We start from the raw sequence: 26,693 nt of genomic DNA on the forward strand, positions 1-26,693 counted from the left end.
ACCGGGTCGCGTTGTGGCCAGACCGGCCGCGAGCAAGGCGCAAACCGCCGCGGGGTTGGACACCCGGGGAGTTTTTGCAACGCCGCGCGCGGCCTTTCTGGCCACAACCCGAAGGGAAGGCCCGCCGCCAGGGGCCACTCGGCGTTGCACCGCTTGCCCGCATATCAATGCGGGCGGCGCGTTGCGCCTTGATTGGCCCCTGGCGGCGGGCCTTCGCGACCCATTGCCGTAGCGTCAACAGGCCCTAATTGCGCCAGGCCACGCCGATGGATGCCGACGAACCGCCGGGTTTCTCGACCAGGGGGCTGTCGGCCGCAGGGCCCAGCAGGCGGCTGGCGCCGGCCCCGCCGAAGACGAACCAGTGCTTGGACAGCGCGTGCTTGAAGTTGATGCCGACGTTGACGTCGCGCAACCCGGCCCCGGGTTCGTAGGCCGGCTTGCCGCTGGCGGCGCTCGCCGAAGCCGGCACACCGAAATAGCTGCGCATGTTCAGACCGCTAGCGGCAGAAACACCGATGCCGCTGGTCCACTCCGTTGTCGCGCTGCGGTAGAAGCGCCAGCCGGTGTCCAGGCTGAATGTCAGCCCGCCCCGCCGGCCGAGCACGTCTTGTGAGGCGGACGCGCCGACGTTCCAGTCCTTGGTCAGGCTGTAGTTGGCATACAGCCTGGCGCGCAGCGTGCGCCTGACGTCAGGCAAGCCGCGGGTCGTGCTGGCATCGTTGCTTTCACGCCCGCCGTCGATGCGGGCTGAAATCCCGAGCCGCAAGCGATCGGTGTCGATCAACTGGGCGCTGGCGCCGGCGCCCGCGCCTTCACGGCCAAAACCAAGCAAGGCACTGCCACCGCCGGTGGTGATACGAACACGACCTAGCTTGGCGGCCCATACCGGCCTGAGCTTGGTTTCGCGGGTCCGCGCGCCTTCGTATTCGGGACCGGAGGCGATCGACAGGCCAAGAAGGTAACGCGCCGGCGGGCTCTCCGGCGAGTCTTCGCGCGTTGTGGTCGACTCGGCGCGCGCTGCAAGCACCGAAGTGAATGTGGCGACAAAGACGATGAGCGCGACTCTCATGCACCCAGCCTACCAGCGCGTTGCAGGCGCCTTGTCAGCCGAGCTTCAGTTCCCGTGTCAGATTAACGACCATGTCGTCCACGATCGCATCGAGGTCGTACTGAAGCCTCCAGCCCCAGTCGGCCTGCGCAGCGGCATCGTCGATGCGCTGCGGCCAGCTCGCAGCAATGGCCTGGCGGAAGTCGGGCACGCAGTCCATCTTGAAGTCCGGCAGGCGGCGGCGGATGGAGGCGGCGATGCCCCCGGGCGTGAAGCTGACGCCGGCCAGGTTGTAGCTGCCGCGCTGCCTGACCTGGTCGACCGGCGCGTCCATCAGCTCGATGGTGGCGCGCAGCGCGTCGGGCATGTACATCATCGGCAGCGCCTGGTTTTCCTTCAGGAAGCAGGTGTAGCGGCCGTCCTTCAGCGCCGAGTGAAAGATCTCGACGGCGTAGTCCGTGGTGCCCCCGCCGGGCGGGGTTTTCCAGCTGATCAGGCCGGGGTAGCGCAGGCTGCGCACGTCCACGCCATGCTTGGCGTGGTACCAGTCGCACCATCGCTCGCCCGCCAGCTTGCTGATGCCGTAGACCGTCGTCGGGTCCATCACGGTCGTCTGCGGGGTGTCGATGGCCGGCGTGCCGGGGCCGAAGGCGGCAATCGAGCTGGGCCAGAAGATCTTGTCCAGCTTCTCCTGCCGGGCCAGCTCCAACACGTTGAGCAGGCCCTTCATGTTCAGGTCCCAGGCCCACATCGGGTGCTTCTCGCCGTTGGCAGACAGCGCCGCGGCGAGGTGGTAGATCTGGGTGATCTTGTGGCGCTTGACGACCGTGGCCAGCGCGCCCGCGTCGGTCACGTCCAGTGCCTCGTGCTGCAGGCTGGGCACGCGGCCGTTGGGAGCGAGGTCGCTGGTGACGACGGCGTCACTACCGTGCAGCCGGGCCAGCTCGGTGGCCAGTTCGGTGCCGATTTGGCCATTGGCGCCAATGATCAGGATCTTCATTTGACGAGACCCAGTTCGCGGCCAGCCTGCGTGAAGGCGGCAACCGCCTTTTCCAGGTGCTCGCGCTCGTGCACGGCCGAGACCTGCACGCGGATGCGCGCCTGGCCCTTGGGCACGACGGGGAAAAAGAAGCCGACGGCATAGATACCCAGCTCCAGGATGCGCTTGCTCAACGCCTGCGCCTTGGCCGCGTCGTAGACCATGATCGGCACGATGGGGTGGGTACCGGGCTTGATCTCGAAGCCGGCGGCCTGGATGGCCTCACGGAACCAGGCGGTGTTGGCTTCGAGCTTGTCGCGCAGCGCCGTCGATTCCTCCAGCAGGTCCAGCACCGCCAGCGACGCGCCGGCGATGCTGGGCGCCAGCGTGTTGCTGAACAGATAGGGCCGCGAGCGCTGGCGCAGCAGCTCGACGACTTCCTTGCGCGCGGCCGTGAAGCCGCCGCTGGCGCCGCCCAGCGCCTTGCCGAAAGTGCCGGTGATGATGTCGATCTTGCCGAACACGCCGCAGTGCTCGGCCGTGCCGCGGCCGGTCTTTCCCATGAAGCCGCTGGCATGGCATTCGTCGATGCCGAGCAGCGCGTCGTAGCGGTCGCACAGGGCGCGGATCTTGTCGAGCTGGGCGATGGTGCCGTCCATCGAGAACACGCCGTCGGTGAAGACCAGCGTGAAGCGGGCGCCCTTCTCCCTGGCTTCCTTCAGGCAACGCTCCAGATCGTCGAGGTTGTTGTGCTCGTAACGGTAGCGCTGCGCCTTGCACAGGCGGATGCCATCGATGATGGACGCATGGTTCAGCGCGTCGCTGATGACGGCGTCCTGCTCACCCAGCAGCGGCTCGAAGAGGCCGCCGTTGGCATCGAAGGCCGCAGCGTAGAGGATGGCGTCCTCGCAACCGACGAAGCGGGCGATGCGCGCTTCCAGCTCCTTGTGCAGGTCCTGCGTGCCGCAGATGAAGCGTACCGACGACAGGCCGAAGCCGTGGGTGCGCAGTGCCTCATGCGCCGCCGCTATCACCTGGGGATGCGACGACAGGCCGAGGTAGTTGTTGGCGCACAGGTTGATGACCTCGCGGCCATCCGCCGTCTTCACCACCGCAGCCTGGGGCGTCGTGATGATTCGTTCGGACTTGAAAAGGCCGGCGGCACGGATGCCATCGAGTTCGGTCTGCAGGTGTTGGTAGAACGCTTGGCTCATGGGGCACAATCCGTGGAGTGAACAAGTTCGATATATCGAACACGTGTGCAGTATCTAAAATCCGTCCAGCGACGTCAAGCATGAACAAGCCCGCCACAGATCTTGAACCGCCGCGCGTGGGTGCCGCACTGCAGGCCTTGCGTGCGGGCCGTGGCCTGTCGCTGGATGACCTGTCCAAGCGGGCCGGCGTGAGTAAGTCGATGTTGTCGCAGATCGAACGCAATCAGGCCAACCCGACGGTGGCGGTGGTGTGGCGGCTGGCGAATGCGCTGGGCGTGGAGATGGGCGAGTTGCTGGGCACGGAGCGCGCCGCCACGCCGGCCATCGAGACCGTGCCGGCCCACGCCACGCCGGGGCTGACCAGCCCGGACGGCCTGTGCAAGCTGCGCATCCTGGGGCCCATCGAGCTGGCCGGTCAGTTCGAGTGGTACGAGCTGGGCATGCAGCCCGGCGGCCTGCTGGACAGCCAAGCCCACGAGCCCGGCTCGCGCGAGCATCTGAGCGTACTCACCGGCAGCCTGGAGGTCACGGCCCAGGGCGTCACGAGCAGGATCAAGGCCGGTGAGACGGCACGTTATGCCGTGGACGGCCCGCATGCCATCCGCAACGTCGGCAAGTCGGCAGCGAACGCGCTGCTGGTGGTGCTTCATCCGTAGACTGCAGCCTCCGCTGAAGGAGGTATGCATGCACATCACCCGTCGCTCGACGCTGGCCGCGCTGGCGGCCCTGCCCTTTGCTGCAGGCGCACAAGACAACAAGCCCATCCGCCTGCTGGTCGGCTTCCCTGCGGGCGGCGGCACCGACGCCATTGCGCGGCTGCTGGGCGAGGCGCTGCAAGTGTCCCTCGGCACGCCGGTCATCGTCGAGAACAAGCCCGGCGCCGGCGGCCAGATCGCCGCCCAGGCGCTGAAGGCCGCCGCGCCCGACGGCACGACGTTCTTCGTCAGCCACGACCACAGCATCTCCATCCTGCCGCTGGTGCTCAAGAACCCCGGCTTCGACCCGGCGAAGGACTTCGTGCCGGTGGCCGGCTTCGCGACGTTTGCCAATGCGCTGGCGCTGTCCGGCGGCACGCCCGCCGCCAGCCTGCCGGAGTACCTCGCCTGGGTGAAGAAGCAGGGTGGCCAGGGGAATGTGGGCGTGCCGGCGCCCGCCTCGGTGCCGGAATTCCTCGTCAAGCTGCTGGGCGAAAGGAACGGGCTGAACCTGCTGAGCGTGCCCTACCGTGGCAGCGCGCCCATGGTGGCAGACATGCTGGGCAACCAGATCAGCGCCGGCGTGGGCTCGGTGCCGGACCTCATCACGCATCATCAGCAGAAGAAGCTGCGCATCGTCGCCGTCATGGGCCAGCAGCGCCAGGGCGTGCTGCCGGAGGTGCCGACCTTCGCCGAACTGGGCGTCGCCGGCTTTGAAGACCTGCCCTACTACGGCCTGTTCGCGCCCGCGGGCACGCCGCCTGCCGTCATCGAACGCATGTCGAACGCACTGGCCGGCGTCGTCAACCAGCCCGTCGTGAAGGCCCGGCTGACCGAGCTGGGCCTGTCGGTCGGCATGATGAGCTCGGCCCAACTGGCCACGCGCGAGCGGGCCTATGCGGCGGCCTGGGCGCGCATCATCAGGAGCGGGGGCTTCCAGCCTCAGTGAGCAGCAGGCGGTCCAGCGTCAGCTGGGCCCAGTCACCCTGCGCCCACAGGTTGCCCAGCAGGCCCTCGCGCCGAGCCAGGAAGGCGGCAAGCAGCGGCGCGGCCGGCGCCCGCTCCGGCGCGCACAGCAGCACCAGGCGCTGGGCGCCCTGCTCTTCCAGTCGACCTATCCAGTCCATGTCCAGCAGCTTGTCGAGCACGGGGCTGAGCTGCAGCGGGTCGACGCGCAGCGTGCTTGCCAGCGCCAGGTGCGACAGCCCCTGCTGACCGGCTTCGCGCACCCGCCACAGCTCACGCAGGACCTCCAGTGCGATACGCATGGGCTGCCCGGGTATATCGGGGCGCAGGTGCAGGCGGCCCGTCAGGCTGGGCGTGTTGGCGGCCAGGATCGCGCCGAGCAGCACGATGACCCAGCCGAGGTAGACCCAGACCAGGAAGACGGGCACGGTGGCAAAGGCGCCGTAGAGCGTTGAGAAGGTCGGCACCTGCTTGACGTACCAGGCCAGCAGAGATTTCGCGAGCGAGAAGCCGACGGACACAAAGGCACCGCCCAGCAGCGCATGGCGCCAGCGCACGTGGGTGTTGGGCACATAGTGGAACAGGCCGGCCATCGCCAGGCCGAGCAGCACGACATCGACGCCCCCCAGCAAGGTGGACAGGCTGGCCGGCATCCTGGTGAAAAAGCCCTGGCCGACGCTGATGGCATAGCTGGTCAGCGTCAGGCTGGCGCCGAGCAGCAGCGGTCCCAGCGTCAACGCTGCCCAGTAGACGAGCACGCGCTGGGCCATCGGTCGCGGGCGCTGCACGCGCCAGATGGCATTGAGCGTGCGGTCGATGGTGAGCATCAGCGCGAGCGCTGTGACGCCAAGCACGACCAGGCCGACCGCGCCGAGTTTGTTGGCCTTGGCCGCGAACTGCGTGAGTGAAGCCAGCACCGGCTTGGCGATGTTGGGCGGGATCAGGCTCTTCAGGAAGTACTGCTCCAGCGCCGCTTGCAGGCTGGAGAAGATCGGGAAGGCCGTGAAGATGGCGAGCATCACCGTCAACAGCGGCACGAGTGAAATGAGCGTCGTGAACGTGAGGCTGCCGGCCGTCAGGCCGAGCTTTTCCTCGCGGAAGCGCTGGCGGAAGGTCTGCAGGGTCTGCAGCCAGGGCCAGGCCAGCAGCTCGGTGAAGAAGTCGCTCGCGAAGGTGATGGGGTTGCGAGCCAGCGGTGCGTCGAGGGCGCCCTCGGGCGCTGCGGGCGGAACAGGCGGGACCGGTGTCGTGGACATGGCTTCTATGATGCCGCAGCTATGTCCCCTGCCCCTGAACGAACCACACCGACCGCAGCCGAACGGCTGTCGCGCAACCTGGCGTTGGTCGCCACGCTCGCGCTGATCCTGCTGTGCCTGGCATGGGAGCTGTGGCTGGCGCCGACCGGCCGCGGCACGCTGGCCGTGAAGGCGCTGCCGCTGCTGGCTGCACCCATCGGCCTGTGGCGCTACCGCATGTATACCTACCGCTGGCTGGCGCTGGCCATCTGGCTGTATGTGATGGAAGGCCTGGTGCGCTCGACCAGCGAAGGCGGTCTTGGTCAGTGGCTGGCGGTGGCCGAGGTGGTCCTGGGCGTCGTCATCTTCATCGCCTGCACGGCGCAGATCCGTCAGCGCCTGGCGGCTGCCAAGGTGGTATGAGCGATTTCCTCGGTGCGCTGCATGAGCGGCTCGGCGAGGCGGGTTTGCTGGTGGGTGGCGACCTGGCCGCCTATGAGAACGACTGGCGCAAGCGCTATGCCGGCAAGGCGCTGGCGGTGGCGCGGCCGGCGTCGACCGAAGAAGTTGCCGCAGTGATGCGGCTGTGCCACGAACATCGCATGCCTGTCGTGCCGCAGGGTGGCAACACCGGGCTGGTCGGCGGATCAACGCCCGACGACAGCGGCCGGCAGCTCGTGCTGAACCTGGCGCGCATGAAGCGCGTGCGCAGCATCGACGTCGTCAATGCGAGCCTGACGGCGGAGGCCGGCTGCGTGCTGGCCGACGTGCAGGCCGCAGCGGCGCAGGCGGGCCTGCTGTTCCCGCTGAGCCTGGCGGCCGAGGGCTCCTGCACGCTGGGTGGCAACCTGGCGACCAATGCCGGTGGCACGCAGGTGCTGCGTTATGGCAATGCGCGCGATCTGTGCCTGGGGCTGGAGGTCGTGACCGCCACCGGCGAGATCTGGCACGGCCTGTCGGGCCTGCGCAAGGACAACACCGGCTACGACTTGCGCGACCTCTTCATCGGCAGCGAGGGCACGCTGGGCGTCATCACAGCGGCGACGATGAAGCTCCATCCGCAGCCCAGGGAGCGGCTGACGGCGCTGGCCGCCTGTGCTTCGCTGGACGCCGCGGTCGCGCTGCTGGGTCTCGCTCGCGAGCGTGCCGGCGATGCACTGACCGGCTTCGAGGTCATGAACCGCGCGTCGCTGGCCTTGGTGGCGCGCGAGTTGCCGCAGTTGGCCCAACCGCTGCCTGCGGCCGAATGGACGGTGTTGCTGGAGTTGTCCGACGCCGAGAGCGCCGAGCATGCGCGCGCCGTCTTCGAAGGCCTGCTGGAAGCCGGCCTCGAACGCGGCAGCGTGCAAGACGCCGCCATCGCCCAGAACATCCAGCAGGCCAAGGCCTTCTGGCATCTGCGCGAATCCATCCCGCTGGCCCAGGCGCAGGCGGGGCTGAACATCAAGCACGACATCTCGCTGCCGGTGTCGGCGATTGCCGGCTTCGTGGCCGAGACGGATGCGGCGCTGGCGGCCTATCTGAGCGGCATCGAGGTCATCGACTTCGGCCATCTCGGTGACGGCAACCTCCACTACAACGTGCAGGCGCCAGCCGGTGTCGATCCGGCCGGGTTCCTGTTGGCGCACGAGGCAGCGATCAACGAACTGGTCTACGACGCGGTGCAGCGGCGCGGCGGCTCGATCTCTGCGGAGCACGGCATCGGCCGGCTCAAGCGCGAGGAGCTTGCCGCACGCAAGGACCCGACGGCCCTGGCGCTGATGCGCGCGATCAAGCGGGCACTGGACCCGCTCGACCTGCTCAACCCTGCGCGGGTGCTTTAAAGGCGAAGCCCAGTGTCAGCCACTGCAAGAGCGTGGCAGGACGGCGGACGACGCGCATGAGCATCCGGAACACGAAGCGCACCATCAGCAGCGTCAGCACCGCCTCGACCAGCGTCATGAAGAAGGCGCCCACCACGGTGAAGCGCGGCGCCCGGCGGTGGAACTTGGCCAGCGCACTGTCCCGCGCGATCTCGATGCTGTCGTAGAAGCTCGGCACGACAAGCAGGGTCAGCACCGTCGAGGTGATGACGCCGCCGATGATGGCCACCGCCATCGGGCGATAGAACTCGCCACCCTCGCCGATGCCGATGGCCACCGGCAGCATGCCGGCGATCAGCGCGAAGGTCGTCATCAGGATGGGCCGGAAGCGCTTGCGCCCCGCGTGCATCAGCGCCTCCTCGCGGTCGATGCCGGCCTTCTCTTCCTGCCGCGTCGCATCCAGCAGCAGGATGGCGTTCTTGGCCACCAGGCCCATCAGCATGATGACGCCGATGAGGCTCATCAGGTTCAGCGTGCCCCCCGTCATGATCAGCGCCAGCACGACGCCGAACAGGCTCAGCGGCAGCGACAGCATGACGCCCAGCGGCGCGGTGAAGCTGTTGAACTGGATGACGAGCACGAAATACATCAGTGCGATGCCCGACATCAAGGCCGTGATCATGGCCGTGAAGACAACCTCCTGGTCGCGCGCCGAACCGGCCAGCTCAATGCCGAAGCCCGGCGGGAAGTCGATTTTCTGGGCCAACTTCTTGGCCTCGGCCGTGATCTCGCCGGGGGCTCGGCCCTGGGCATTGGCGCTGACGGTGATGGTGCGCTTGCCGTCGCCGTGCTGGATCTGGCCCGGGCCCTTGCCCATCGTGACGGTGGCGATCTGGTCCAGCGGCACCATGCGGTTGGTGCCCGTCACCGTGATCGGCAGGCGCTCGATGTTGGCGGCGTCCACGCGGTCTGCCGGGTGCAGGCGCACGGCCACATCACGCGCTTCACCGGTCGGGTCGATCCAATCACCCACCTCGACGCCGGCGAAGGCCACTCGCAGCGCCTGGGCCGCGTCGTTGACCGAGATGCCCATCTGGTTGGCCAGGCCGCGGTCGAGTTCGATCTGCAACTCGTTCTGCGGGTCCTGCTCGGAATAGCCCACATCGACCGCGCCCTTGACGCCGCGCAGCGTCGTCACGAACTGTTGCGTGATCTCCTGCAGCTTGCGCGAGTCGGCGCCGTAGAAGCGGATCTGCACGGGCTTCTGTGCGCCGTTGTTCAGGTCGTCGAGCACGACGTACTCGGCACCCACCAGGCGGCCGACCCGCTCGCGCAGGATCTTGGCGACGTCGGTGGCCGAACGCTGGCGCTCGGTGCTCTTGCCGATGTCGACATAGATGCGGCCGCCGCTGGCATTGGGATAGGCGGTCGTCGCCTTGGTCTCGGGCATGGTCGAGGCCAGCGCCGCGGCGGCGTCGAGCTTGAGCTTGGAGTACTCCAGGCTGCTGGACGCCGGCGCGCGCACGTCGATGACGAGGAAGCCGGCATCGGCCTGCGGCAGGAAGCTGGAGCCGCCGAACTTGGCCTGCAGCGCGATGGCGCCGACAAAGCTGGCCACCGCGAACGCAGCCATCCAGCGGCGGTGGTGCAGCGCCCAGGCGATGACATGGCCGTAGCCGTTGGCGACGCCGTCGAACCAGTGGTTGAAGCGCTGCAGCAGCTTGCCGAAGCCCTTCTTGGGCTGCTCGTGGTAGCCCGGGGGGTCACCCCAGTAGGCCGACAGCATGGGGTCGAGCGTGAAGCTGATCAGCAGCGACACGATGACGGAGGCGACCACGGTCAGCGCGAAGGGTTTGAACCACTGGCCGGGGCCATTGCCCATGAATGCCACGGGCACGAAGACCGCGACGATGGCGAAGGTGGTGGCGGCCACGGCCAGGCCGATCTCGGCGGTGCCTTCGCGCGCGGCGGTCACGCGGTCGCTGCCGCGCTCCATATGCCGCACGATGTTCTCCCGCACGACGATGGCGTCGTCGATGAGCACGCCGATGGCCAGCGACAGGCCGAGCAGGCTCATGAAGTTCAGCGAGAAGCCCAGCAGCCAGACGGCGATGAAGGCGGCCAGCACCGAGGTGGGCAGGGACAAGGCGGTGATCAACGTCGAGCGCCAGCTGTTCAGGAAGGCATAGACGACGAAGATGGTCAGGCCGGCGCCGAACACCAGGGCGTGGGTCACGTTGTTCAGGCTGTTCTCGGCGTCCTTGCCACCGTCCTGGGTGATCTCCAGGGTCGTACCCTGGGGCAGTTCCTTCTCGACCTCCTTGAGCAGCGCTCGCGCGTCGTTGGCGACGCTGACCGTGGAGCTGTCACGCGAGCGCGTGATGGAGATGCCGACATTGGGCCGACCGTTGCGCAAGCTGTAGCCGGTCATCTCGGCGAAGCCGTCCTTGACCTCGGCCACCTGGCCCAGGCGCACAACGGTGCCGGCGTTGCGCTTGATGATCATCTGCTCGAACTCGGCCGGCGATTCGAGGCGGCCCAGCAGGCGGATGCTCTGGTCCTCAAGCTCGCCGCGCACCTTGCCGACGGGGGCGGTGGTGTTCTGGGCGCGCACGGCATTGGTGACTTCGGTGACCGAGACGCCGAACTCGCGCAGCTTGTCCGCTCGCAGCAGGATCGACAGCTCGCGCTTGAGTGCGCCGTTGACGTTGACGACCGCCACGCCGGTGATGCCGCGGAAGCGCTCGGCCAGCTGGTCTTCGGCCAGACGGCTGAGCTGGGCATGCGTCAGCGTCGTGCTGGACAGCGACAGCTGCAGGATGGGCTGGGCGCCGGGGTCGGCCCGGTTGATGATGGGTTCGCGGATCTCGGTGGGCAGCTTGTAGCGCACCGACGCGATCGCATTGCGCACTTCGTCGGCGGCTTCGATCATGTTCTTCGAGAAGTCGAACACCAGCACGATGGTGGCGCTGCCCTCGCGCGACGTGGAGTTGGAGCGGTCGACGCCGGAGATGCTTTGCAGCGCCTTCTCGATGCGGTTGACGACCTCACGCTCCACCGTCTCCGGCGACGCGCCCGGATAGGGGATGTTGATGACGAGCACGGGCGGCTCGACCTCGGGGAACTGGTTGACCTTGAGCTTGGACAGCGCCAGCAGGCCCACCAGCATCATCCCGATGACCAGGACGACGGTCGCGACGGGCTTGTTGATGCTGAAGTTGGAGAGGAACATGGGACCTCCTGCTTACTTGCTGGCCGTGGGCGCGGGAGCTGCGGAGGCGATCGCGGAGGCAGCACCGGCACCCGCCGCAACGCGCTGCACCACGGCGCCGTCGGTCAGGCTGCTGGTGGGGGCGCGCAGCACCAGATCGCCCAGCGCCAGGCCCGAGGCGACGACGATCTCGCCGCGACGGTCGTCGCGCTCACCCAGGGTCACGTTGACCTTCTTGAGCTGGTTGCCTGCCACCTTCCAGACAAAGGCGTTGTCGCCCTGGCGCACGACGGAGCCCTCGGCCAGCACCAGCGCGCGTCGATTGGCGCTCTCGACACGCCCTTCGGCATACAGACCGGCGACTTGCGGCGCCTTGGCGCGGTCGTCGAACTCGGCCGTGACCTCGACCTGGCGCGTCATCGCGTTGGCGGCCGCGTCAATGCGGGCCAGCTTGCCGCGGAACTCGGCGTCGCCAAAGCCGTTGATGCGGAAGGACACCGCCTGACCGAGCTTGAGCTCGCCCAGCCGGTCGGCGGAGATCTGGCCTTCGAAGCGCATCGAGGCCGGGTCGATGACCTTGACGAGCTCGCGGCCGATCTGGACCGTGTCGCCGACGGAGATCTTGCGCTCGCTGACGACACCGTCGAACGGTGCACGGACCTCGGTGCGCGAGACTTGCTGGCGGGCTGTGACGGCACGCGCCTTGGCTGCGGCCAACTCGCTTTGCGCGGCATTGCGGCGCACCTCGGCGTCTTCGAGGCCCTGCATGGAGATCATGCCCTGCTGGTTGAGCGTGCGCTGGCGGGCCAGCACGCGCTCGGTCTGCTCGAAGCTCTGCTGGGCGGCGCGCAGCGCCTCCTCGGCGGAGGTCAGGCCGTCGCGGATGGAGGTGGGGTCCAGACGGATGATGAGGTCACCCGAGCGCACGCGCTCGCCGTTGTCCTTGGCCACCTGCAGCACGACGGCGGCCACCTCGGCACGCAGATCGGCACGGCGGGCCGGCTGGATGGCGCCCGTGATGACGGGCGCGCCGATCAGACCGCTCTGGCCCACCTGCCGCAGATCCTCGGGCGCCAGCAGCAGCGGCGCGGCAGCCGGCTTGGGCGCGGCGGCTTTGGCATCGTCGGGCTTGCCGCCCTTGCCGCAGGCAGTCAGAAGCAGGGCCAACGTCAGGGCGGTCAGGATCGGCGTTGCACGCGTCATGGAGCGAGGCTTTCGTCAGAGAACAGGGAAGGGTCGGACGGCTCAAACGCTTGAGCTTAACGGCCTGGCGAGCGTGCGCCAGAGGTCATGCACGGAGACGGTCAGTCAGCGCGCTGCCAGTCCAGCGGCCAGGCGCCCTGTTGCCAGCGCTGCAGCCAGAGCAGGCCGATCAGCGTCTTGGCGTCGGTCAGCTCACCGCGGGCAGCAAGTGCGTCCAGCTCCTGCGCCGAGTGAATGACCAGTTCGAGAAACTCACCCTTATCCAGCTTCTGCTCGCCCTTGCGCAGGCCGCGTGCGAAGTAGATGTGAATGCCTTCGTCGGAGTAGGCGATGGCGTTGTGCAGCACGCCGGCGCAGGCCCACTCGGCCGCGCTGTAGCCGGTTTCCTCGAGCAGTTCGCGACGGCCGCAAGCCAGCGGGTCTTCACCGGCGTCAAGCTTGCCGGCCGGGAACTCCAGCATGACGCGGGCCATCGGGTAGCGGTACTGACGCTCCAATAGCAGCCGCCCGTCGTCGAGCAGCGGCACGACCATGACGGCGCCGGGATGGCGGATGAACTCGCGGGTGGCGGTGCTGCCGTCGGGCAGTGCCACGAAATCCTTGTGGACGCGCAGGAACTGGCCTTGGTAGACCTCGGCGCTGTCGAGCTGGCGCTCGACGAGATGGGCGTCATCAGTCGTCGCCACGATGCGCTCCACGGCGCAGATAGCGCCAGACGAAGCCGGGAAAGCCCAGCGTCACGAAGAGACAGGACGCGGCGGCGTAGAACTCCCAGCCCTGCGAGTGGCGCTGGCCGATGCGCGCCTCGAGCAGCGAGCCCAATGCGAAGATCAGCATGGCCATCAGCAGCAGCTCCAGCAGCCGCCACCAACCGGACTTGGGCGAGCGGCGCGGGCCGATGAGCAGCAACCGCTCGCTGAAGTAAGGCAGGTTGGCAGCGATGACGGCCGCGACAAGAACCAGCCAAACGGCTGCCGACTGGTCCATCAGGCTTGGCCCATCAGGTCGAGAGTGCCTTCACGACGGCCTCGGAACACAGGGCCATCAGGCCGCCCGGCAGCAGGCCGAAGACCAGCACAGCGGCACCGTTGAGCGTCATGACGAAGCGCACATCCCCGGGGGCTGTGATGGCGGCCGTGTCGGTCGGCTCGTCGAAGAACATGACCTTGACGATGCGCAGGTAGTAGAAGGCACCGACCAGCGACACGACGACGGCGAAGATCGCCAGGTACAGGTAGAACTCGACGCTGGTCGAGACCAGCGCCTGCAGCACGGCCAGCTTGGCGTAGAAGCCGACCGTCGGCGGCAGGCCGGCGAGCGAGAACATGAAGATGCTCATCACCAGCGCGAACCAGGGGCTGCGCTTGCCCAGACCGGCCAGGTCCTTGATCTCCTCGGCCTCATGGCCCTGGCGCGACAGCAGGATGACCATGCCGAAGCTGCCCAGCGTCGTCAGCACATAGGTGATGGCATAGAACATCGCCGCGCTATAGGCGTTGTTAGCGGGTACCGTGCTGTTGTTGACCACGCCCGAAGCCAGGCCCAGCAGCATGAAGCCCATGTTGGCGATGGTCGAGTAGGCCAGCATGCGCTTGAGGTTGGACTGCGCAATGGCCGCCAGGTTGCCGATCAGCAGCGACATGATGGACAGCACGATCAGCATCTGCTGCCAGTCCACGGCCAGGCCGATCATGCCTTCGACCAGCAGGCGCACCGTGATGGCGAAGGCCGCCAGCTTGGGCGCTCCACCGATCAGCAGCGTGACTGCGGTGGGCGCGCCTTGGTAGACGTCCGGCACCCACATGTGGAAGGGTGCGGCGCCCAGCTTGAAGGCCAGGCCGGCAACGACGAAGACGACACCGAACACCAGCACCGACTGGTTGGGCGCGCCCTGGGAGATGACGTTGAAGACCTCGGGGATGCTCAGCGAACCGGTGGCGCCATACATCATCGACAGGCCGTAGAGCAGAAAGCCGCTGGCCAGCGCGCCGAGGACGAAGTACTTCATCGCGGCCTCGGTCGACACCGCATGGTCGCGGCGCAGCGCCACGAGGGCGTAAAGCGACAGGCTCATCAGCTCCAGGCCAAGGTAGATGACGAGGAAATTGTTGGCCGACAGCATCACGTTGATGCCGAGCAGCGCGAACAGGCTGAGGATGAAAAGCTCGCCCTTGAGCATCTCGCGGCAGGCCGCGTAGGGGCGCGCATAGACCAGCGTGATCAGCGTGGCCAGGCAGGCGAAGCCCGCCAGCAGGTGCCCCATGGGATCGGCGACGACCATGCCCTGCATCGCATAGGTGGTCACGCCGGCATCGAAATAGCTGAAGTGCAGAGCGCCGACAACGACCAGGGTCAGCTGCGTCAGCCAGTAGGTCGGGCGGCGTTGCTCATCGGTGACCCAGAGATCCGCCAGCGCCACGACGCAACCCATCACGAGCAGCAGGATTTCGGGATAGATCGCGAGCCAGTTCATGTCGTTCATTGTTCTTGCCTCTGCTCGGATCAGGCCGGGATCTTGGTGAGCGCCACATGCTTGAGCAGCTCAGTGACCGATTCGTGCATCACGTCGGTGAAGGGCTTCGGATAAAGGCCCATGTAGAGGGTGGCAACCGCCAGCACCGCCAGCATCAGGAACTCGCGGCTGTTGATGTCGGTCAGCGCGCGCACATCCTCGTTGGCGACGTCACCGAAGTAGACGCGCTTGATCATCCACAGCGTGTAGGCCGCGCCAAAGATCAGCGCCGTCGCGGCGACGAGGCCGACCCAGAAGTTGAACTGCACGGCGCCGAGGATGACCATCCACTCGCCAACGAAGCCGGCCGTCGCGGGCAGGCCGCAGTTGGCCATGCCGAAAAACACCGCGAAAGCCGTGAAGGTCGGCATCGTGTTGACGACGCCGCCATAGGACGCGATCTCACGCGAATGCACGCGGTCGTAGAGCACGCCGATGCACAGGAACATGGCGCCCGACACGAAGCCGTGCGCAATCATCTGCACCAGGCCGCCGGAGACGCCGAGCTCGTTGAAGATGAAGAAGCCCAGCGTCACGAAGCCCATGTGGGCGATGGACGAATAGGCCACCAGCTTCTTCATGTCCTTCTGCACCAGGGCCACCAGGCCGATATAGACGACGGCGATCAGCGACATCGCGATGATCAGCCAGGCCCATTCACGCGCGGCGTCGGGGGCGATGGGCAGCGAGAAGCGCAGGAAGCCATAGCAGCCCAGCTTCAGCATGATGGCCGCCAGCACGACCGAGCCGCCGGTGGGCGCCTCGACGTGGGCGTCGGGCAGCCAGGTGTGCACCGGCCACATCGGCACCTTGACGGAGAAGGCGGCCAGGAAGGCGAAGAACAGCCAGGTCTGCGCGCCGCCCGGCAGCGGCAGCTTGTGCCAGGTCTGGATGTCGAAGCTGCCGGCCGACTGGTAGTACAGGTAGAGCAGCGCCACCAGCATCAGCAGGGAACCAGCCAGCGTGTAGAGGAAGAACTTGAAGGCCGCATAGACGCGGTTCGCGCCGCCCCACACGCCGATGATGATGTACATCGGGATCAGCGTGGCCTCGAAGAACACGTAGAACAGCATGCCGTCCAGCGCGCTGAACACGCCCACCATCAGGCCCGACAGGATCAGGAATGCGCCCATGTACTGGTTGACGCGCGTCTCGATGACCTCCCAGGCCGAGATGACGACGATGACGGTGATGAAGGCCGTCAGCGGCACGAACCACATCGAGATGCCGTCCACGCCCAGGTGGTAGTGGATGTTGAAGCGCTCGATCCAGGACTGGTTCTCGACGAACTGCATGGCAGCCGTCGAGGTGTCAAAGCCCGTGATCAGCGGGAGGGTGACGAGGAAGCTCGCCACGGCCGCGACCAGGGCCAGCCAGCGCACGGCATGCGCCTGCTCGTCGCGCCCGATCATCAGCAGCACGGCGCCGCAGACGATGGGCAGAAAAATCGCAAGACTCAGCAACATTCTTGTTCTCCGCCGCTTCGATCAGAGCCCGAGCAGGGCGCTGAACTGGGGCTTGATATAGGGCCAGAGCTGCCAGGTCATCAGGCCGGTGACGCCGAGGATCATGACCAGGGCGTACCAGTAGAGGTAGCCTGACTGCAGGCGGCGCACCAGGCCCGCAATGCCGCCGACTGCCTTGGCGGACCCGTTGATGATGAGCCCGTCGATCAGCGCGCCATCGCCGCCCTTCCACAGGCCCACGCCAATGAGACGCGCAGCGCGGGCCAGCACCTTCTCGTTGAACCAGTCCATGAAGTACTTGTTCTCCAGGACGATGATCAGCGGGCGCAGCACCTTGGCCAGCCTCGCCGGAATGCTCGGCGCCACCATGTAGAACACATAGGCGGCAACCACGCCTGCAAGCGCCAGCCAGAACGGCAGCAGCGTCAGGCCGTGCAAGGCCATGGCGGCCGCACCGTGGAAGTGGCTGGCCAGCTCGGCCATCGCCGGGTGGGCTGCGGCGTTGACGGTGATGGCGTCCTTGAGGAAGTCGCCGTACAGCATCGGCTGGATGGTCAAGAAGCCAATGACGACCGAGGGGATGGCCAGCAGCACCAAGGGCGCGGTGACGACCCAGGGCGACTCGTGCGGCGTGTGGGCGTGGCCATCGTCGTGATGGTCGTGCTCGCCCGGGAAGGGCTTGTGGTGGAAGTTCTCCTTGCCATGGAAGACGAGGAAATACATCCGGAACGAGTAGAAGGCCGTCACGAACACGCCGACGACGACGGCGAAATAGGCGAAACCCGCTCCGGGCAGCGTGCTGGCGTGCACGGCCTCGATGATCGAGTCCTTGGAATAGAAGCCCGAGAACAGCGGCGTGCCGATCAGGGCCAGCGAACCCAGCAGCGACGTGATCCAGGTGATGGGCATGTACTTGCGCAGGCCGCCCATGTTGCGGATGTCCTGGTCATGGTGCATGCCAATGATGACCGAGCCCGCGCCAAGGAACAGCAGCGCCTTGAAGAAGGCGTGCGTCATCAGGTGGAAGACGGCCACCGAGTAGGCCGAGGCGCCCAGGGCGACCGTCATGTAGCCGAGCTGGGACAGCGTCGAGTAGGCGACGACGCGCTTGATGTCGTTCTGGATGATGCCCAGGAAGCCCATGAACAGCGCCGTGATCGCGCCGATCACCATGACGAAGTTCAGCGCCGTGTCGCTCAGCTCGAACAGCGGCGACATGCGCGCCACCATGAAGATGCCGGCCGTCACCATCGTGGCCGCGTGGATCAGCGCGGAGATGGGCGTCGGGCCCTCCATCGAGTCGGGCAGCCAGACATGCAGCGGGAACTGCGCGGACTTGCCCATCGCGCCGATGAACAAGCAGATGCAGGTGACCGTCATCAGCGACCAGTCCGTGCCGGGGAACACCATCTGCGACAGCTCGCCGGTCTTGGCGAAGGTCTCGGTGTAGTTCAGCGTGCCGCCAAAGGCCACCAGCAGGCCGATGCCGAGGATGAAGCCGAAGTCACCCACCCGGTTGACCAGGAAGGCCTTCATGTTGGCGAAGATGGCCGTCGGTTTCTTGTACCAGAAGCCGATCAGCAGATAGGACACCAGCCCCACCGCCTCCCAGCCAAAGAACAGCTGCAGCATGTTGTTGCTCATGACCAGCATCAGCATGCTGAACGTGAACAGCGAGATGTATGAGAAGAAGCGCTGGTAGCCGTCGTCCTCTTCCATGTAGCCGATGGTGTAGATGTGCACCATCAGCGACACGAAGGTCACCACGCACATCATCATGGCCGTGAGGCCGTCCACGAGAAAGCCGACCTCCATCTTCAGCGGGCCGAGCACCATCCATTCGTAGATGGTCTCGTTGAAGCGCGCGCCGTGGACCGCAACGCTGTAGAGAGTCTGCGCCGACAGGATGAAGGCGATCAGCACCCCGAGGATGGTGATCGCGTGCGAGCCGCGTCGGCCGACCGTCCTGCCGAAGAAGCCGGCAATGATGGCGCCCGCCAGCGGCGCCAATGGCACCGCGAGCAGCGTGTTTTGCGAGAGTTGTGCAGACATCTTGTTCTTATCCCTTCAGCGCGTCGAGTTCCTCGACGTTGATGCTGGCGCGGTTGCGGAACAGCACAACGAGGATGGCCAGGCCGATGGCCGACTCGGCCGCCGCGACGGTCAGGATGAAGAACACGAAAACCTGGCCGCCCATGTCGCCGAGGTAGTGCGAGAAGGCGACGAAGTTCATGTTGACCGCCAGCAGCATCAGCTCGATGGCCATCAGCAGCACGATCAGATTCTTGCGGTTCAGGAAGATGCCGATCACCGACAGCGCGAACAGCATCGCGCCGAGCGTCAGGAAATGGCCCAGAGTCAATCCAGCGGCGACGATCATGGCTGGCCTCCTTCGGCCGGTGCGGCAGGCGGCGCCGGCGTGTTGACGGTGAGTGCCATCTTGACGATCTTCAGGCGCTGGGCCTTGGTGACCTTGACCTGCTCCGACGGATCCATGGCGCGCGAGTCCTTGCGGCGGCGCAAGGTCAGCGCGATGGCCGCGACGATGGCCACCAGGAGCAGCACGGCGGCGATCTGCAGCGGGTAGAGGTAGGCCGTGTAGATCTCGATGCCAAGCAACTTGGTGTTGCCCATCTCGATCTGCGCGGCGGTGGCCGTCGGTGCATCGGCCAGCTGGAAGCCGCCCATCAGCACGATACCCATCTCGAAGGCGATCAGCGCGCCGATGACGGCGGCTACGGGCAGGTGCTTCCAGAAGCCTTCACGGGCGCTGTCCGTGTTGAGGTCCAGCATCATGACGACGAACAGGAACAGCACCATCACAGCGCCGATATAGACGAGCACCAGCGCAATGGCCAGGAACTCGGCCTTCAGCAGCATCCAGATGCAGGCCGCGGTGAAGAAGGACAGGATGAGGAACAGCGCCGCATGCACAGTGCTGCGCGCGGTGATGACGCGGAACGAACTCACCAGCAGGATGCCGGAGAAGACGTAGAAGAGGATGGTCGTGGTGTCCATACGTATCCAGGCCAGCTGAGCCGGACCGCAGCGCGCCATGCGGCGTGCCGGCGATCAGCGGTACTTGGCGTCGGCCTCCTTTTGAGCCGCGATCTCAGCCTCGTACTTGTCGCCGACGGCCAGCAGCATGTCCTTGGTGAAGTAGAGGTCGCCGCGCTTTTCGCCGTGGTATTCGAGGATGCTGGTCTCGACGATGGAGTCCACCGGGCAGCTTTCCTCGCAGAAGCCGCAGAAGATGCACTTGGTCAGGTCGATGTCGTAGCGCGTCGTGCGGCGGCTGCCGTCGGCGCGCACGTCGCTCTCGATGGTGATGGCCATCGCCGGGCAGACGGCCTCGCAGAGCTTGCAGGCAATGCAGCGTTCTTCGCCGTTCTCGTAACGGCGCAGCGCGTGCAAGCCGCGGAAGCGCGGCGACAGCGGCGTCTTCTCCTCGGGAAACTGGACGGTGATGTTGCGCGAGAGGAAATGCCTCCCGGTGAGTTTCATCCCCTTGAGCAGTTCCCAGAGGAAGAAGGTCTTCGCGAAATTCGTGATTGCAGTCATCCTAGATCCCGCAGTTGGGCGCGTCCGAGGGGCTGGCGAGGCGGGTTGCCGGCAAGGCGCGCCGACGAAGTGGGCTTGTGCCCACGAGGAGAAGCAACGCGGCTAGCGGCACGAAGCGCCAGCCCAGCGGGCGTACAGCGCTCCTCGCCCAAGCGGTGAGCGTGGCGAAATCGGGCAGGCGTTGACGCACCGGAACTTCCGATCGGTAGCAAGCGGTCAATTGCCGGGTCTAGGATCATCTTCGCCGCCTCACTTCCAGATGTTGAACGGCGTCTGCATCCAGGCACCGACAACGACCAGCCAGATCAGCGTGATGGGAATGAAGATCTTCCAGCCCAGACGCATGATCTGGTCGTAGCGGAAGCGTGGAAACGTGGCACGCACCCACAGGAACATCGTGACGACGACGAAGGTCTTGCCGAACAGCCAGAGCCAGTTCCACAGCGCCATCGTGTTCTGGATGAAGCTAGGCGTCTCCATGCCGAACAGCGCCCAGGAAATCGGTGCGCTCCAGCCGCCGAGGAACAGGATGACGGCCAGGGCCGACACCAGGATCATGTTGGCGTACTCGGCCAGGAAGAACATCGCGAACGACATGCCCGAGTACTCGATCATGTGGCCGGCAACGATCTCGGACTCGCCTTCGACCACGTCGAAGGGGAGGCGGTAGGTTTCAGCCAGACCGGAGATGAAGAAGACGATGAAGATCGGGAACAGCGGCAGCCAGTTCCAGGACAGGAAGTTCAGGCCCATGTCCGCGAACATGCCCTTCTCCTGCACCTGCACGACGGTCGTCATGTTCAGGCTGCCGGTCACCATCAGCACGACGACCAGCGCAAAGCCCATCGCGATCTCGTAGGAGACCATCTGCGCCGAGGCGCGCAGTGCGCCGAGGAAGGCGTACTTCGAGTTGGACGCCCAGCCGGCGATGATGACGCCGTAGACCTCCAGCGACGTGATCGCCATGATGAACAGCAGGCCGGCATTGACGTTGGCCACGGCCGCGTCGGGCCCGAAAGGCACCACGGCCCAGGCGGCCAGCGCCGGCATGATGGTCATGACGGGGCCGAGGAAGAACAGGCCCTTGTGCGCGGCGGCAGGCCTGATGATCTCCTTGAAGATCAGCTTGACCGCATCGGCGATGGGCGTCAGCAGGCCGAAGGGGCCGACGCGGTTGGGGCCCGGGCGGATCTGCGACCAGCCGATGGCCTTGCGCTCCCACAGCGTCAGGTAGGCCACACAGATCATCAGCGGCGCGACGACCGCGATGATCTTCATCAGGCTCCAGACCAGGGGCCACAGGCCGCCCAGCAGTGAGGCACCGTTCTGGTAGAGGGTGTCGATCATTTCTTGGGGCTCCCTCAGACCTTGCTGACGCTCAGCGTGCCGAAAGCGGCGCCGAGGGTCGCGGTTTGCGGCAGGCCGGCCGGCACGCGGACCACGCCGTCGGGCAGGCCGGCTTCGAGGCGCGCAGGCAGCTGCGCAGCGCCGCCGTCCTGCACGACGCGGACCTGGTCACCCGCCTGAAGGGCGAGCTGCTGCCACAGGCTGGCCGGCAGGCCGACGGTCGGTGCTTCGCGGCCGTCGGTGCTCAGTTGCAGCGACGTCGAATGGCGCACCAGCGCGTCGCTGGCGTAGATCGGGAGGTTGGCAAAGCGCTCGATGCCTTCGGCAGGCGCAGCGGTTTTCGGCGACGCCGTGGTCGCATTGCTGAGGCGGCTAGCAATGTCACCACCGAGGGCCTGCTCACGCACTTGCTCGGAGCTGTCCTGGTCGAAGCCGGCCAGGCCGAGCAGATTGCCCAGCACGCGCAGCACCTTCCAGCCCGGACGGGTTTCAAGCAGCGGACGGGCGACGCCGACGAAACTCTGCAGGCGCCCTTCCGCGTTGACGAAGCTGCCGGACGTTTCCGTGAATGGCGCGACGGGCAGCAGCACGTCGGCGTAGTCGAGGCCGGACTTGAAGGGGCTCAGCACGACGACCATCTCTGCCGCGTCCAGCGCCCTGGCGGCGGCGCCGGGGTTGGCGGCGTCGAGCACCGGGTCCGTGTTCAGCAGCAGGGCCGCCTTGAGCGGTGCGCCGGTCAGCATCTGGCCGGCGTTCAGCCCGTCGATCTGCGGTTGCGCCTTGACGAGCTGAGCACCGACGCTGTTGGCGGCGGCGGTCAGGTAGCCGACGCTGGCACCGGTCTGTTGACCAATCCACTGGGCCAGTGCCAGCAGGCTAGAAGCCTGGGGATGTTCAGCGGCGGCATTGCCGAGCAGCACGGCCTTGGCGCGGCCAGACATCAGGCTGCCAGCAATCGCCTTGGCCTCGTCGGTGGCGGTGCCGCGTAGCGGGGCACCTTCACCAATCGCCGCAGCGATGTCGGCCAGGGCCTGCACCCAGGCAGACGGCGCCACGGACAGCGAGGCGGCCAGCGGCATCAGCCAGTCATCACTGTTGACGCCGATGCGATGCACCGTGGCACCACGGCGCGCGCTGCCACGCAGGCGGGCAGCGAACAGCGGGTGGTCCTTGCGCAGCGAGGAGCCGACGACGAGGACGCGGTCCAGTTCGGACAGGCTGGCGATGCTTCTGCCCAGCCAGCGAGCCTGGCCGGCCGGCGCGGCATTGCCGAAGTCGCTGTGGCGCAGGCGGTGGTCGATGTTGTCGCTGCCCAGGCCACGCACCAGTTGAGCCAGCAGGTGCAACTCTTCCACCGTGCTGTGCGGTGAAGCGAGCGCACCGATGGCGCTTGCGCCATGGTCGGCCTTGATGGACTTCAGGCCGTTGGCGACGTATTCCAGCGCGGTTGTCCAGTCGACCTGCTTCCAGGCACCGCCCTGCTTGATCATGGGCGCGGTCAGGCGGGCGTCGCTGTTCAGGCCTTCATAACTGAAGCGGTCGCGGTCGGCGATCCAGCATTCGTTGATGGCCTCGTTCTCCAGCGGCACGACGCGCATGACCTGGTTGCCCTTGACCTGGACGATCAGGTTGGCACCGGTCGAGTCGTGCGGGCTGACGCTCTTGCGACGCGACAGCTCCCAGGTGCGGGCGCTGTAACGGAAGGGCTTGCTGGTGATGGCGCCGACCGGGCAGAGGTCGATCATGTTGCCCGAGAGTTCGGAGTCGACCGTGCGGCCGACGAAGGTCTGGATCTCGCTGTGCTCGCCGCGGTGGGCCATGCCCAGCTCCATGACGCCGGCGATCTCCTGGCCGAAGCGCACGCAGCGGGTGCAATGGATGCAGCGGCTCATCTCTTCCATCGAGAGCAGCGGGCCGACGCTCTTGTGGAAGACGACGCGCTTTTCCTCGGAGTAGCGGCTCTTGCTGCCGCCATAGCCGACGGCCAGGTCCTGCAGCTGGCACTCGCCGCCCTGGTCGCAGATGGGGCAGTCCAGCGGGTGGTTGATCAGCAGGAATTCCATGACGCCCTGCTGGGCCTTGACCGCCTTGTCGCTCTTGGTGCGGACGATCATGCCCTGCGTGACCGGCGTGGCGCAGGCGGGCATGGGCTTGGGCGCCTTCTCCACATCCACCAGGCACATGCGGCAGTTGGCCGCGATGCTCAGCTTCTTGTGATAGCAGAAGTGCGGGATATAGGTGCCAGCCTTCTCGGCAGCATGCATGACCATGCTGCCTTCCTGGACCGAGACCTTCTGACCGTCGAGTTCGATTTCAACCATGGCTCTGTTCCGGGTGTCCGTTAGGCCGCCAAGGGCTGGGGCACCAGAGGCTTCTTGTGTTCGATCAGATGAACGAACTCGTGCTTGAAGTGTTTGATCATGGCCCGCACCGGCATCGCAGCGGCATCACCGAGCGCGCAGATGGTGCGGCCCTGGATGTTGTCGGCGACCGAGTTCAACAGGTCCAGATCCTCTGCCCTGCCCTGGCCGTGGTAGATGCGCTCGATGACGCGGTGCATCCAGCCCGTACCCTCGCGGCAGGGCGTGCACTGGCCGCAGGACTCGTGCGTGTAGAAGTAGGACAGGCGCATCAGGCTCCTGACCATGCAGCGCGAGTCGTCCATGACGATGACGGCCCCCGAGCCCAGCATGGAGCCGGCCTTGGCGATCGAGTCGTAGTCCATCGTGCACTGCATCATCACGTCGGCCGGCAGCACCGGCGCGGACGAACCGCCAGGGATGACAGCCTTCAGTGTGCGACCCTTGCGCACGCCGCCGGCCAATTCCAGCAGCTTGCTGAAGGGCGTGCCCAGCGGCACCTCGTAATTGCCCGGGCGCTCGACGTCGCCGGACACCGAGAACAGCTTGGTACCGCCGTTGTTGGGCTTGCCGATATCCAGGTAGGCCTGGCCGCCGTGGCGGATGATCCAGGGCACCGCCGCGAAAGTCTCGGTGTTGTTGATCGTCGTGGGCTTGCCGTAGAGGCCAAAGCTGGCCGGAAACGGCGGCTTGAAGCGCGGCTGGCCCTTCTTGCCTTCCAGCGACTCCAGCAGCGCGGTTTCTTCGCCACAGATGTAGGCGCCAAAACCGTGGTGGCCGTGCAGCTGGAAACAGAACGAGGAGCCGAGGATGTTGTCACCGAGGTAGCCGGCGGCGCGCGCCTCTTCCAGGGCGGCTTCGAAACGCTCGTAGACCTCGAAGATTTCGCCGTGGATGTAGTTGTAGCCCACCGTGATGCCCATCGCGAATGCGGCAATGGCCATGCCTTCGATGACCTGATGCGGGTTGAACATCAGGATGTCTCGGTCCTTGCAGGTGCCCGGCTCGCCCTCGTCGGAATTGCAGACAAGGTACTTCTGGCCCGGGAACTGGCGCGGCATGAAGCTCCACTTCAGGCCGGTCGGGAACCCCGCGCCGCCACGGCCGCGCAGTGCCGAGGTCTTCACCTCGGCAATGACCTGGTCGGGGGTCATGCCGCCGTCTGCCGCCAGAATCTTCTTGAGCGCCTGGTAGCCGCCGCGGGCCTCGTAGTCCTTGAGCGACCAGTTCGCGCCATTCAGGCCGTCGTAGATCTGGGGCGTGATGTGACGACCGTGGAAGCAGGTCTCGACACCCGTGGATTGGAATTTGGTGAGGTCCAGCATGTCGTCCTCAGGCCTTCACAGCATTGGACCGCAGCACGTCGACGAGTTCGTCAAGACGCTCTGCCGTCATGAAGCTGCACATCTGGCGGTCGTTGACCAGCATCACCGGCGAGTCGGCGCAGGCGCCCAGGCACTCGCTCTTCTGCACGGTGAACAGGCCGTCGGCCGTCGTGCCACCCTCTTCCACACCAAGCTTGCTGCACAGGTGTTCCAGCGCAGTCTGGCCGTCGCGCAGCTGGCAAGGCAGGTTGGTGCAGACGTTGAGCTTGAACTGACCCAGCTTGCGCTGGTTGAACATGTTGTAGAAGGTCGTGACCTCGTAGACCGCAATGGGCGGCATGCCAAGGTAGGCGGCGATCACGTCCTCGCTGGCGCGCGACACGAAGCCCTCTTCCTGCTGCACGATGGACAGGCAGGCCATGACAGCCGACTGGCGCTGTTCGTAGGGGTACTTGGCGACCTCACGGTCGAAGCGCGCGCGGGTCGCGTCAGAGAGTTGGTAGCTGCTCATCGATCAATCTCGCCGAACACGATGTCCATGGTGCCGATGATGGCGACGGCGTCCGCGATCATGTGGCCGCGGCCCATTTCGTCCAGCGCCGCCAGATGCGAGAAGCCCGGCGCACGGATCTTCAGGCGATAGGGCTTGTTGGCACCGTCGCTGACCATGTAGATGCCGAACTCGCCCTTGGGATGCTCGACGGCCGCGTAGGCCTCGCCCTCGGGCACGTGGAAGCCTTCGGTGAAGAGCTTGAAGTGGTGGATCAGCTCTTCCATGTTGGACTTCATGTCCACGCGCGAAGGCGGCGCCACCTTGTGGTTGTCGGTGATGACCGGCAGGCCCGGGTTGGCACGCAGCCATTTGACGCACTGCTGGATGATGCGGTTGGACTGGCGCATCTCCTCGACACGCACGACATAGCGGTCGTAGGTGTCGCCATTCGTGCCGACCGGGATGTCGAAATCCATCTGGTCATACACGTCATAGGGCTGGGTCTTGCGCAGGTCCCAGGCGATGCCCGAGCCACGCAGCATGGCACCGGTGAAGCCGAGGTTGAGTGCGCGCTCCGGCGACACGACGCCGATGCCGACCGTGCGCTGCTTCCAGATGCGGTTGTCGGTCAGCAGCGTCTCGTAGTCGTCGACGTTCTTCGGGAAGCGCGCGCAGAAATCGTCGATGAAGTCCAGCATCGAGCCCTGGCGGTTCTCGTTGAGCTGGGCGATGGCCTTGGCGTTGCGGATCTTGCTGACTTTGTACTGCGGCATCGAATCCGGCAGGTCGCGGTAGACGCCACCTGGACGGAAATACGCAGCGTGCATGCGTGCGCCAGACACCGCCTCGTAGATGTCGAACAAATCCTCGCGCTCGCGGAAGCAGTAGATGAGGATGTTCATCGCACCGCAGTCCAGCCCGTGCGCGCCCAGCCAAAGCAGGTGATTCAGCAGCCGGGTGATCTCGGCGAACATCACGCGGATGTACTGCGCGCGGACCGGCACTTCCAGTCCCAGCATCTTCTCGATGGCCAGGCAGTAGGCATGCTCGTTGGCCATCATCGACACGTAGTCGAGGCGGTCCATGTAGGGCAGCGACTGGATGTAGGTCTTTTGCTCGGCGAGCTTTTCGGTCGCGCGATGCAGCAGGCCGATGTGGGGATCGGCACGCTGGATGACTTCGCCGTCGAGCTCCAGCACCAGGCGCAGCACGCCGTGGGCGGCCGGATGCTGAGGGCCGAAGTTCAGCGTGTAGTTCTTGATTTCTGCCATGGGTT

At 66.2% G+C, this 26,693-nt stretch carries 23 protein-coding genes; 4 read left to right on the forward strand and 19 right to left on the reverse strand.

Going from position 1 to position 26,693, the window contains the following annotated elements; all coding sequences use genetic code 11:
• Window positions 1–244: 244 nt before the first annotated feature.
• Genes ACT6S0_RS02110 through kbl form a run of 3 tightly spaced genes read right to left on the reverse strand, consistent with a single transcriptional unit; the run spans window position 245 to window position 3,241 of the window.
• The gene (locus tag ACT6S0_RS02110; RefSeq protein ID WP_444762265.1) at window positions 245–1,069 is read right to left on the reverse strand and encodes a MipA/OmpV family protein; all 825 of its coding nucleotides are present in this window, start codon (window positions 1,067–1,069) and stop codon (window positions 245–247) included.
• A gap of 34 nt (window positions 1,070–1,103) precedes the next feature.
• Window positions 1,104–2,048 carry an NAD-dependent epimerase/dehydratase family protein gene (locus ACT6S0_RS02115; protein ID WP_444762266.1) on the reverse strand — a complete coding sequence of 315 codons (945 nt, stop codon included), beginning with the start codon at window positions 2,046–2,048 and terminating at the stop codon, window positions 1,104–1,106.
• Window positions 2,045–3,241 carry a glycine C-acetyltransferase gene (kbl, locus tag ACT6S0_RS02120; RefSeq protein ID WP_444762267.1) on the reverse strand — a complete coding sequence of 399 codons (1,197 nt, stop codon included), beginning with the start codon at window positions 3,239–3,241 and terminating at the stop codon, window positions 2,045–2,047. The genes ACT6S0_RS02115 and kbl overlap by 4 nt, the downstream gene beginning before the upstream one ends.
• Before the next feature lie 80 nt (window positions 3,242–3,321).
• Between kbl and ACT6S0_RS02125 the strand changes: the two genes are divergently transcribed.
• Window positions 3,322–3,897, forward strand: coding sequence for a helix-turn-helix domain-containing protein (locus tag ACT6S0_RS02125; RefSeq protein WP_444762268.1), 576 nt, complete (start codon window positions 3,322–3,324; stop codon window positions 3,895–3,897).
• A gap of 28 nt (window positions 3,898–3,925) precedes the next feature.
• The gene (locus ACT6S0_RS02130) at window positions 3,926–4,885 is read left to right on the forward strand and encodes a Bug family tripartite tricarboxylate transporter substrate binding protein (RefSeq protein WP_444762269.1); all 960 of its coding nucleotides are present in this window, start codon (window positions 3,926–3,928) and stop codon (window positions 4,883–4,885) included.
• Here ACT6S0_RS02130 and ACT6S0_RS02135 read toward each other — a convergent pair.
• On the reverse strand, window positions 4,857–6,158 hold the full coding sequence (locus tag ACT6S0_RS02135; protein ID WP_444762270.1) for a YihY family inner membrane protein: 1,302 nt from the start codon (window positions 6,156–6,158) through the stop codon (window positions 4,857–4,859). The two genes, ACT6S0_RS02130 and ACT6S0_RS02135, sit on opposite strands and share 29 nt — an antisense overlap.
• Before the next feature lie 21 nt (window positions 6,159–6,179).
• On the opposite strand from ACT6S0_RS02135, the gene ACT6S0_RS02140 reads away from it, so the two are divergent.
• Both ACT6S0_RS02140 and ACT6S0_RS02145 read left to right on the forward strand, forming a co-directional pair.
• Window positions 6,180–6,560 carry a DUF2069 domain-containing protein gene (locus ACT6S0_RS02140; protein ID WP_444762271.1) on the forward strand — a complete coding sequence of 127 codons (381 nt, stop codon included), beginning with the start codon at window positions 6,180–6,182 and terminating at the stop codon, window positions 6,558–6,560.
• Window positions 6,557–7,960, forward strand: coding sequence for an FAD-binding oxidoreductase (locus ACT6S0_RS02145; RefSeq protein WP_444762272.1), 1,404 nt, complete (start codon window positions 6,557–6,559; stop codon window positions 7,958–7,960). Before ACT6S0_RS02140 ends, ACT6S0_RS02145 begins: the two co-directional genes overlap by 4 nt.
• Here ACT6S0_RS02145 and ACT6S0_RS02150 read toward each other — a convergent pair.
• The 15 genes from ACT6S0_RS02150 to ACT6S0_RS02220 form a co-directional block, all read right to left on the reverse strand.
• The gene (locus ACT6S0_RS02150; RefSeq protein WP_444762273.1) at window positions 7,938–11,171 is read right to left on the reverse strand and encodes an efflux RND transporter permease subunit; all 3,234 of its coding nucleotides are present in this window, start codon (window positions 11,169–11,171) and stop codon (window positions 7,938–7,940) included. The two genes, ACT6S0_RS02145 and ACT6S0_RS02150, sit on opposite strands and share 23 nt — an antisense overlap.
• Before the next feature lie 12 nt (window positions 11,172–11,183).
• Window positions 11,184–12,353, reverse strand: coding sequence for an efflux RND transporter periplasmic adaptor subunit (locus tag ACT6S0_RS02155; RefSeq protein WP_444762274.1), 1,170 nt, complete (start codon window positions 12,351–12,353; stop codon window positions 11,184–11,186).
• A gap of 101 nt (window positions 12,354–12,454) precedes the next feature.
• Complete coding sequence (locus ACT6S0_RS02160; protein ID WP_444762275.1) at window positions 12,455–13,039, reverse strand: NUDIX domain-containing protein; 585 nt, start codon at window positions 13,037–13,039, stop codon at window positions 12,455–12,457.
• Window positions 13,026–13,340: a DUF2818 family protein gene (locus tag ACT6S0_RS02165; RefSeq protein ID WP_444762276.1), complete on the reverse strand. Its 315-nt coding sequence runs from the start codon at window positions 13,338–13,340 to the stop codon at window positions 13,026–13,028. Before ACT6S0_RS02165 ends, ACT6S0_RS02160 begins: the two co-directional genes overlap by 14 nt.
• A gap of 13 nt (window positions 13,341–13,353) precedes the next feature.
• A complete protein-coding gene (gene nuoN, locus ACT6S0_RS02170; RefSeq protein ID WP_444762277.1) occupies window positions 13,354–14,835 on the reverse strand; it encodes an NADH-quinone oxidoreductase subunit NuoN in 1,482 nt (493 codons plus the stop codon).
• A gap of 20 nt (window positions 14,836–14,855) precedes the next feature.
• Entirely contained in the window at window positions 14,856–16,331 is a 1,476-nt protein-coding gene (locus ACT6S0_RS02175) for an NADH-quinone oxidoreductase subunit M (RefSeq protein ID WP_444762278.1), read from the reverse strand.
• 21 nt (window positions 16,332–16,352) lie between these two features.
• Window positions 16,353–18,383 carry an NADH-quinone oxidoreductase subunit L gene (gene nuoL, locus ACT6S0_RS02180; RefSeq protein ID WP_444762279.1) on the reverse strand — a complete coding sequence of 677 codons (2,031 nt, stop codon included), beginning with the start codon at window positions 18,381–18,383 and terminating at the stop codon, window positions 16,353–16,355.
• Window positions 18,384–18,390: 7 nt separating this feature from the next.
• Entirely contained in the window at window positions 18,391–18,711 is a 321-nt protein-coding gene (gene nuoK / locus ACT6S0_RS02185) for an NADH-quinone oxidoreductase subunit NuoK (protein WP_444762280.1), read from the reverse strand.
• Window positions 18,708–19,349, reverse strand: coding sequence for an NADH-quinone oxidoreductase subunit J (locus tag ACT6S0_RS02190; RefSeq protein ID WP_444762281.1), 642 nt, complete (start codon window positions 19,347–19,349; stop codon window positions 18,708–18,710). Before ACT6S0_RS02190 ends, nuoK begins: the two co-directional genes overlap by 4 nt.
• A gap of 54 nt (window positions 19,350–19,403) precedes the next feature.
• The gene (gene nuoI / locus ACT6S0_RS02195; protein WP_444762282.1) at window positions 19,404–19,892 is read right to left on the reverse strand and encodes an NADH-quinone oxidoreductase subunit NuoI; all 489 of its coding nucleotides are present in this window, start codon (window positions 19,890–19,892) and stop codon (window positions 19,404–19,406) included.
• A gap of 249 nt (window positions 19,893–20,141) precedes the next feature.
• Window positions 20,142–21,239 (reverse strand): NADH-quinone oxidoreductase subunit NuoH, encoded by a 1,098-nt coding sequence (nuoH, locus tag ACT6S0_RS02200; protein WP_444762283.1) that lies wholly within the window; start codon window positions 21,237–21,239, stop codon window positions 20,142–20,144.
• Window positions 21,240–21,253: 14 nt separating this feature from the next.
• Complete coding sequence (nuoG, locus tag ACT6S0_RS02205) at window positions 21,254–23,560, reverse strand: NADH-quinone oxidoreductase subunit NuoG (protein WP_444762284.1); 2,307 nt, start codon at window positions 23,558–23,560, stop codon at window positions 21,254–21,256.
• A gap of 20 nt (window positions 23,561–23,580) precedes the next feature.
• Window positions 23,581–24,924, reverse strand: a complete 1,344-nt coding sequence (gene nuoF, locus ACT6S0_RS02210; RefSeq protein ID WP_444762285.1) for an NADH-quinone oxidoreductase subunit NuoF — start codon at window positions 24,922–24,924, stop codon at window positions 23,581–23,583.
• Between the two features lie 7 nt (window positions 24,925–24,931).
• Window positions 24,932–25,435, reverse strand: a complete 504-nt coding sequence (locus ACT6S0_RS02215; RefSeq protein ID WP_444762286.1) for an NADH-quinone oxidoreductase subunit NuoE family protein — start codon at window positions 25,433–25,435, stop codon at window positions 24,932–24,934.
• Window positions 25,432–26,688 (reverse strand): NADH-quinone oxidoreductase subunit D, encoded by a 1,257-nt coding sequence (locus ACT6S0_RS02220; protein WP_444762287.1) that lies wholly within the window; start codon window positions 26,686–26,688, stop codon window positions 25,432–25,434. The genes ACT6S0_RS02215 and ACT6S0_RS02220 overlap by 4 nt, the downstream gene beginning before the upstream one ends.
• Window positions 26,689–26,693: the final 5 nt, after the last annotated feature.

The sequence above is a fragment of the Roseateles sp. genome, assembly GCF_052436255.1.
GTDB lineage: Bacteria > Pseudomonadota > Gammaproteobacteria > Burkholderiales > Burkholderiaceae_C > Pelomonas.

Coding starts and splice junctions, on each gene's coding strand:
- ACT6S0_RS02110 (WP_444762265.1), bottom strand. CDS start 1,069: ATGAGAGTCGCGCTCATCGTCTTTGTCGCCACATTCACTTCGGTGCTT.
- ACT6S0_RS02115 (WP_444762266.1), bottom strand. CDS start 2,048: ATGAAGATCCTGATCATTGGCGCCAATGGCCAAATCGGCACCGAACTG.
- kbl (WP_444762267.1), bottom strand. CDS start 3,241: ATGAGCCAAGCGTTCTACCAACACCTGCAGACCGAACTCGATGGCATC.
- ACT6S0_RS02125 (WP_444762268.1), top strand. CDS start 3,322: ATGAACAAGCCCGCCACAGATCTTGAACCGCCGCGCGTGGGTGCCGCA.
- ACT6S0_RS02130 (WP_444762269.1), top strand. CDS start 3,926: ATGCACATCACCCGTCGCTCGACGCTGGCCGCGCTGGCGGCCCTGCCC.
- ACT6S0_RS02135 (WP_444762270.1), bottom strand. CDS start 6,158: ATGTCCACGACACCGGTCCCGCCTGTTCCGCCCGCAGCGCCCGAGGGC.
- ACT6S0_RS02140 (WP_444762271.1), top strand. CDS start 6,180: ATGTCCCCTGCCCCTGAACGAACCACACCGACCGCAGCCGAACGGCTG.
- ACT6S0_RS02145 (WP_444762272.1), top strand. CDS start 6,557: ATGAGCGATTTCCTCGGTGCGCTGCATGAGCGGCTCGGCGAGGCGGGT.
- ACT6S0_RS02150 (WP_444762273.1), bottom strand. CDS start 11,171: ATGTTCCTCTCCAACTTCAGCATCAACAAGCCCGTCGCGACCGTCGTC.
- ACT6S0_RS02155 (WP_444762274.1), bottom strand. CDS start 12,353: ATGACGCGTGCAACGCCGATCCTGACCGCCCTGACGTTGGCCCTGCTT.
- ACT6S0_RS02165 (WP_444762276.1), bottom strand. CDS start 13,340: ATGGACCAGTCGGCAGCCGTTTGGCTGGTTCTTGTCGCGGCCGTCATC.
- nuoN (WP_444762277.1), bottom strand. CDS start 14,835: ATGAACGACATGAACTGGCTCGCGATCTATCCCGAAATCCTGCTGCTC.
- ACT6S0_RS02175 (WP_444762278.1), bottom strand. CDS start 16,331: ATGTTGCTGAGTCTTGCGATTTTTCTGCCCATCGTCTGCGGCGCCGTG.
- nuoL (WP_444762279.1), bottom strand. CDS start 18,383: ATGTCTGCACAACTCTCGCAAAACACGCTGCTCGCGGTGCCATTGGCG.
- nuoK (WP_444762280.1), bottom strand. CDS start 18,711: ATGATCGTCGCCGCTGGATTGACTCTGGGCCATTTCCTGACGCTCGGC.
- ACT6S0_RS02190 (WP_444762281.1), bottom strand. CDS start 19,349: ATGGACACCACGACCATCCTCTTCTACGTCTTCTCCGGCATCCTGCTG.
- nuoI (WP_444762282.1), bottom strand. CDS start 19,892: ATGACTGCAATCACGAATTTCGCGAAGACCTTCTTCCTCTGGGAACTG.
- nuoH (WP_444762283.1), bottom strand. CDS start 21,239: ATGATCGACACCCTCTACCAGAACGGTGCCTCACTGCTGGGCGGCCTG.
- nuoG (WP_444762284.1), bottom strand. CDS start 23,560: ATGGTTGAAATCGAACTCGACGGTCAGAAGGTCTCGGTCCAGGAAGGC.
- nuoF (WP_444762285.1), bottom strand. CDS start 24,924: ATGCTGGACCTCACCAAATTCCAATCCACGGGTGTCGAGACCTGCTTC.
- ACT6S0_RS02215 (WP_444762286.1), bottom strand. CDS start 25,435: ATGAGCAGCTACCAACTCTCTGACGCGACCCGCGCGCGCTTCGACCGT.
- ACT6S0_RS02220 (WP_444762287.1), bottom strand. CDS start 26,688: ATGGCAGAAATCAAGAACTACACGCTGAACTTCGGCCCTCAGCATCCG.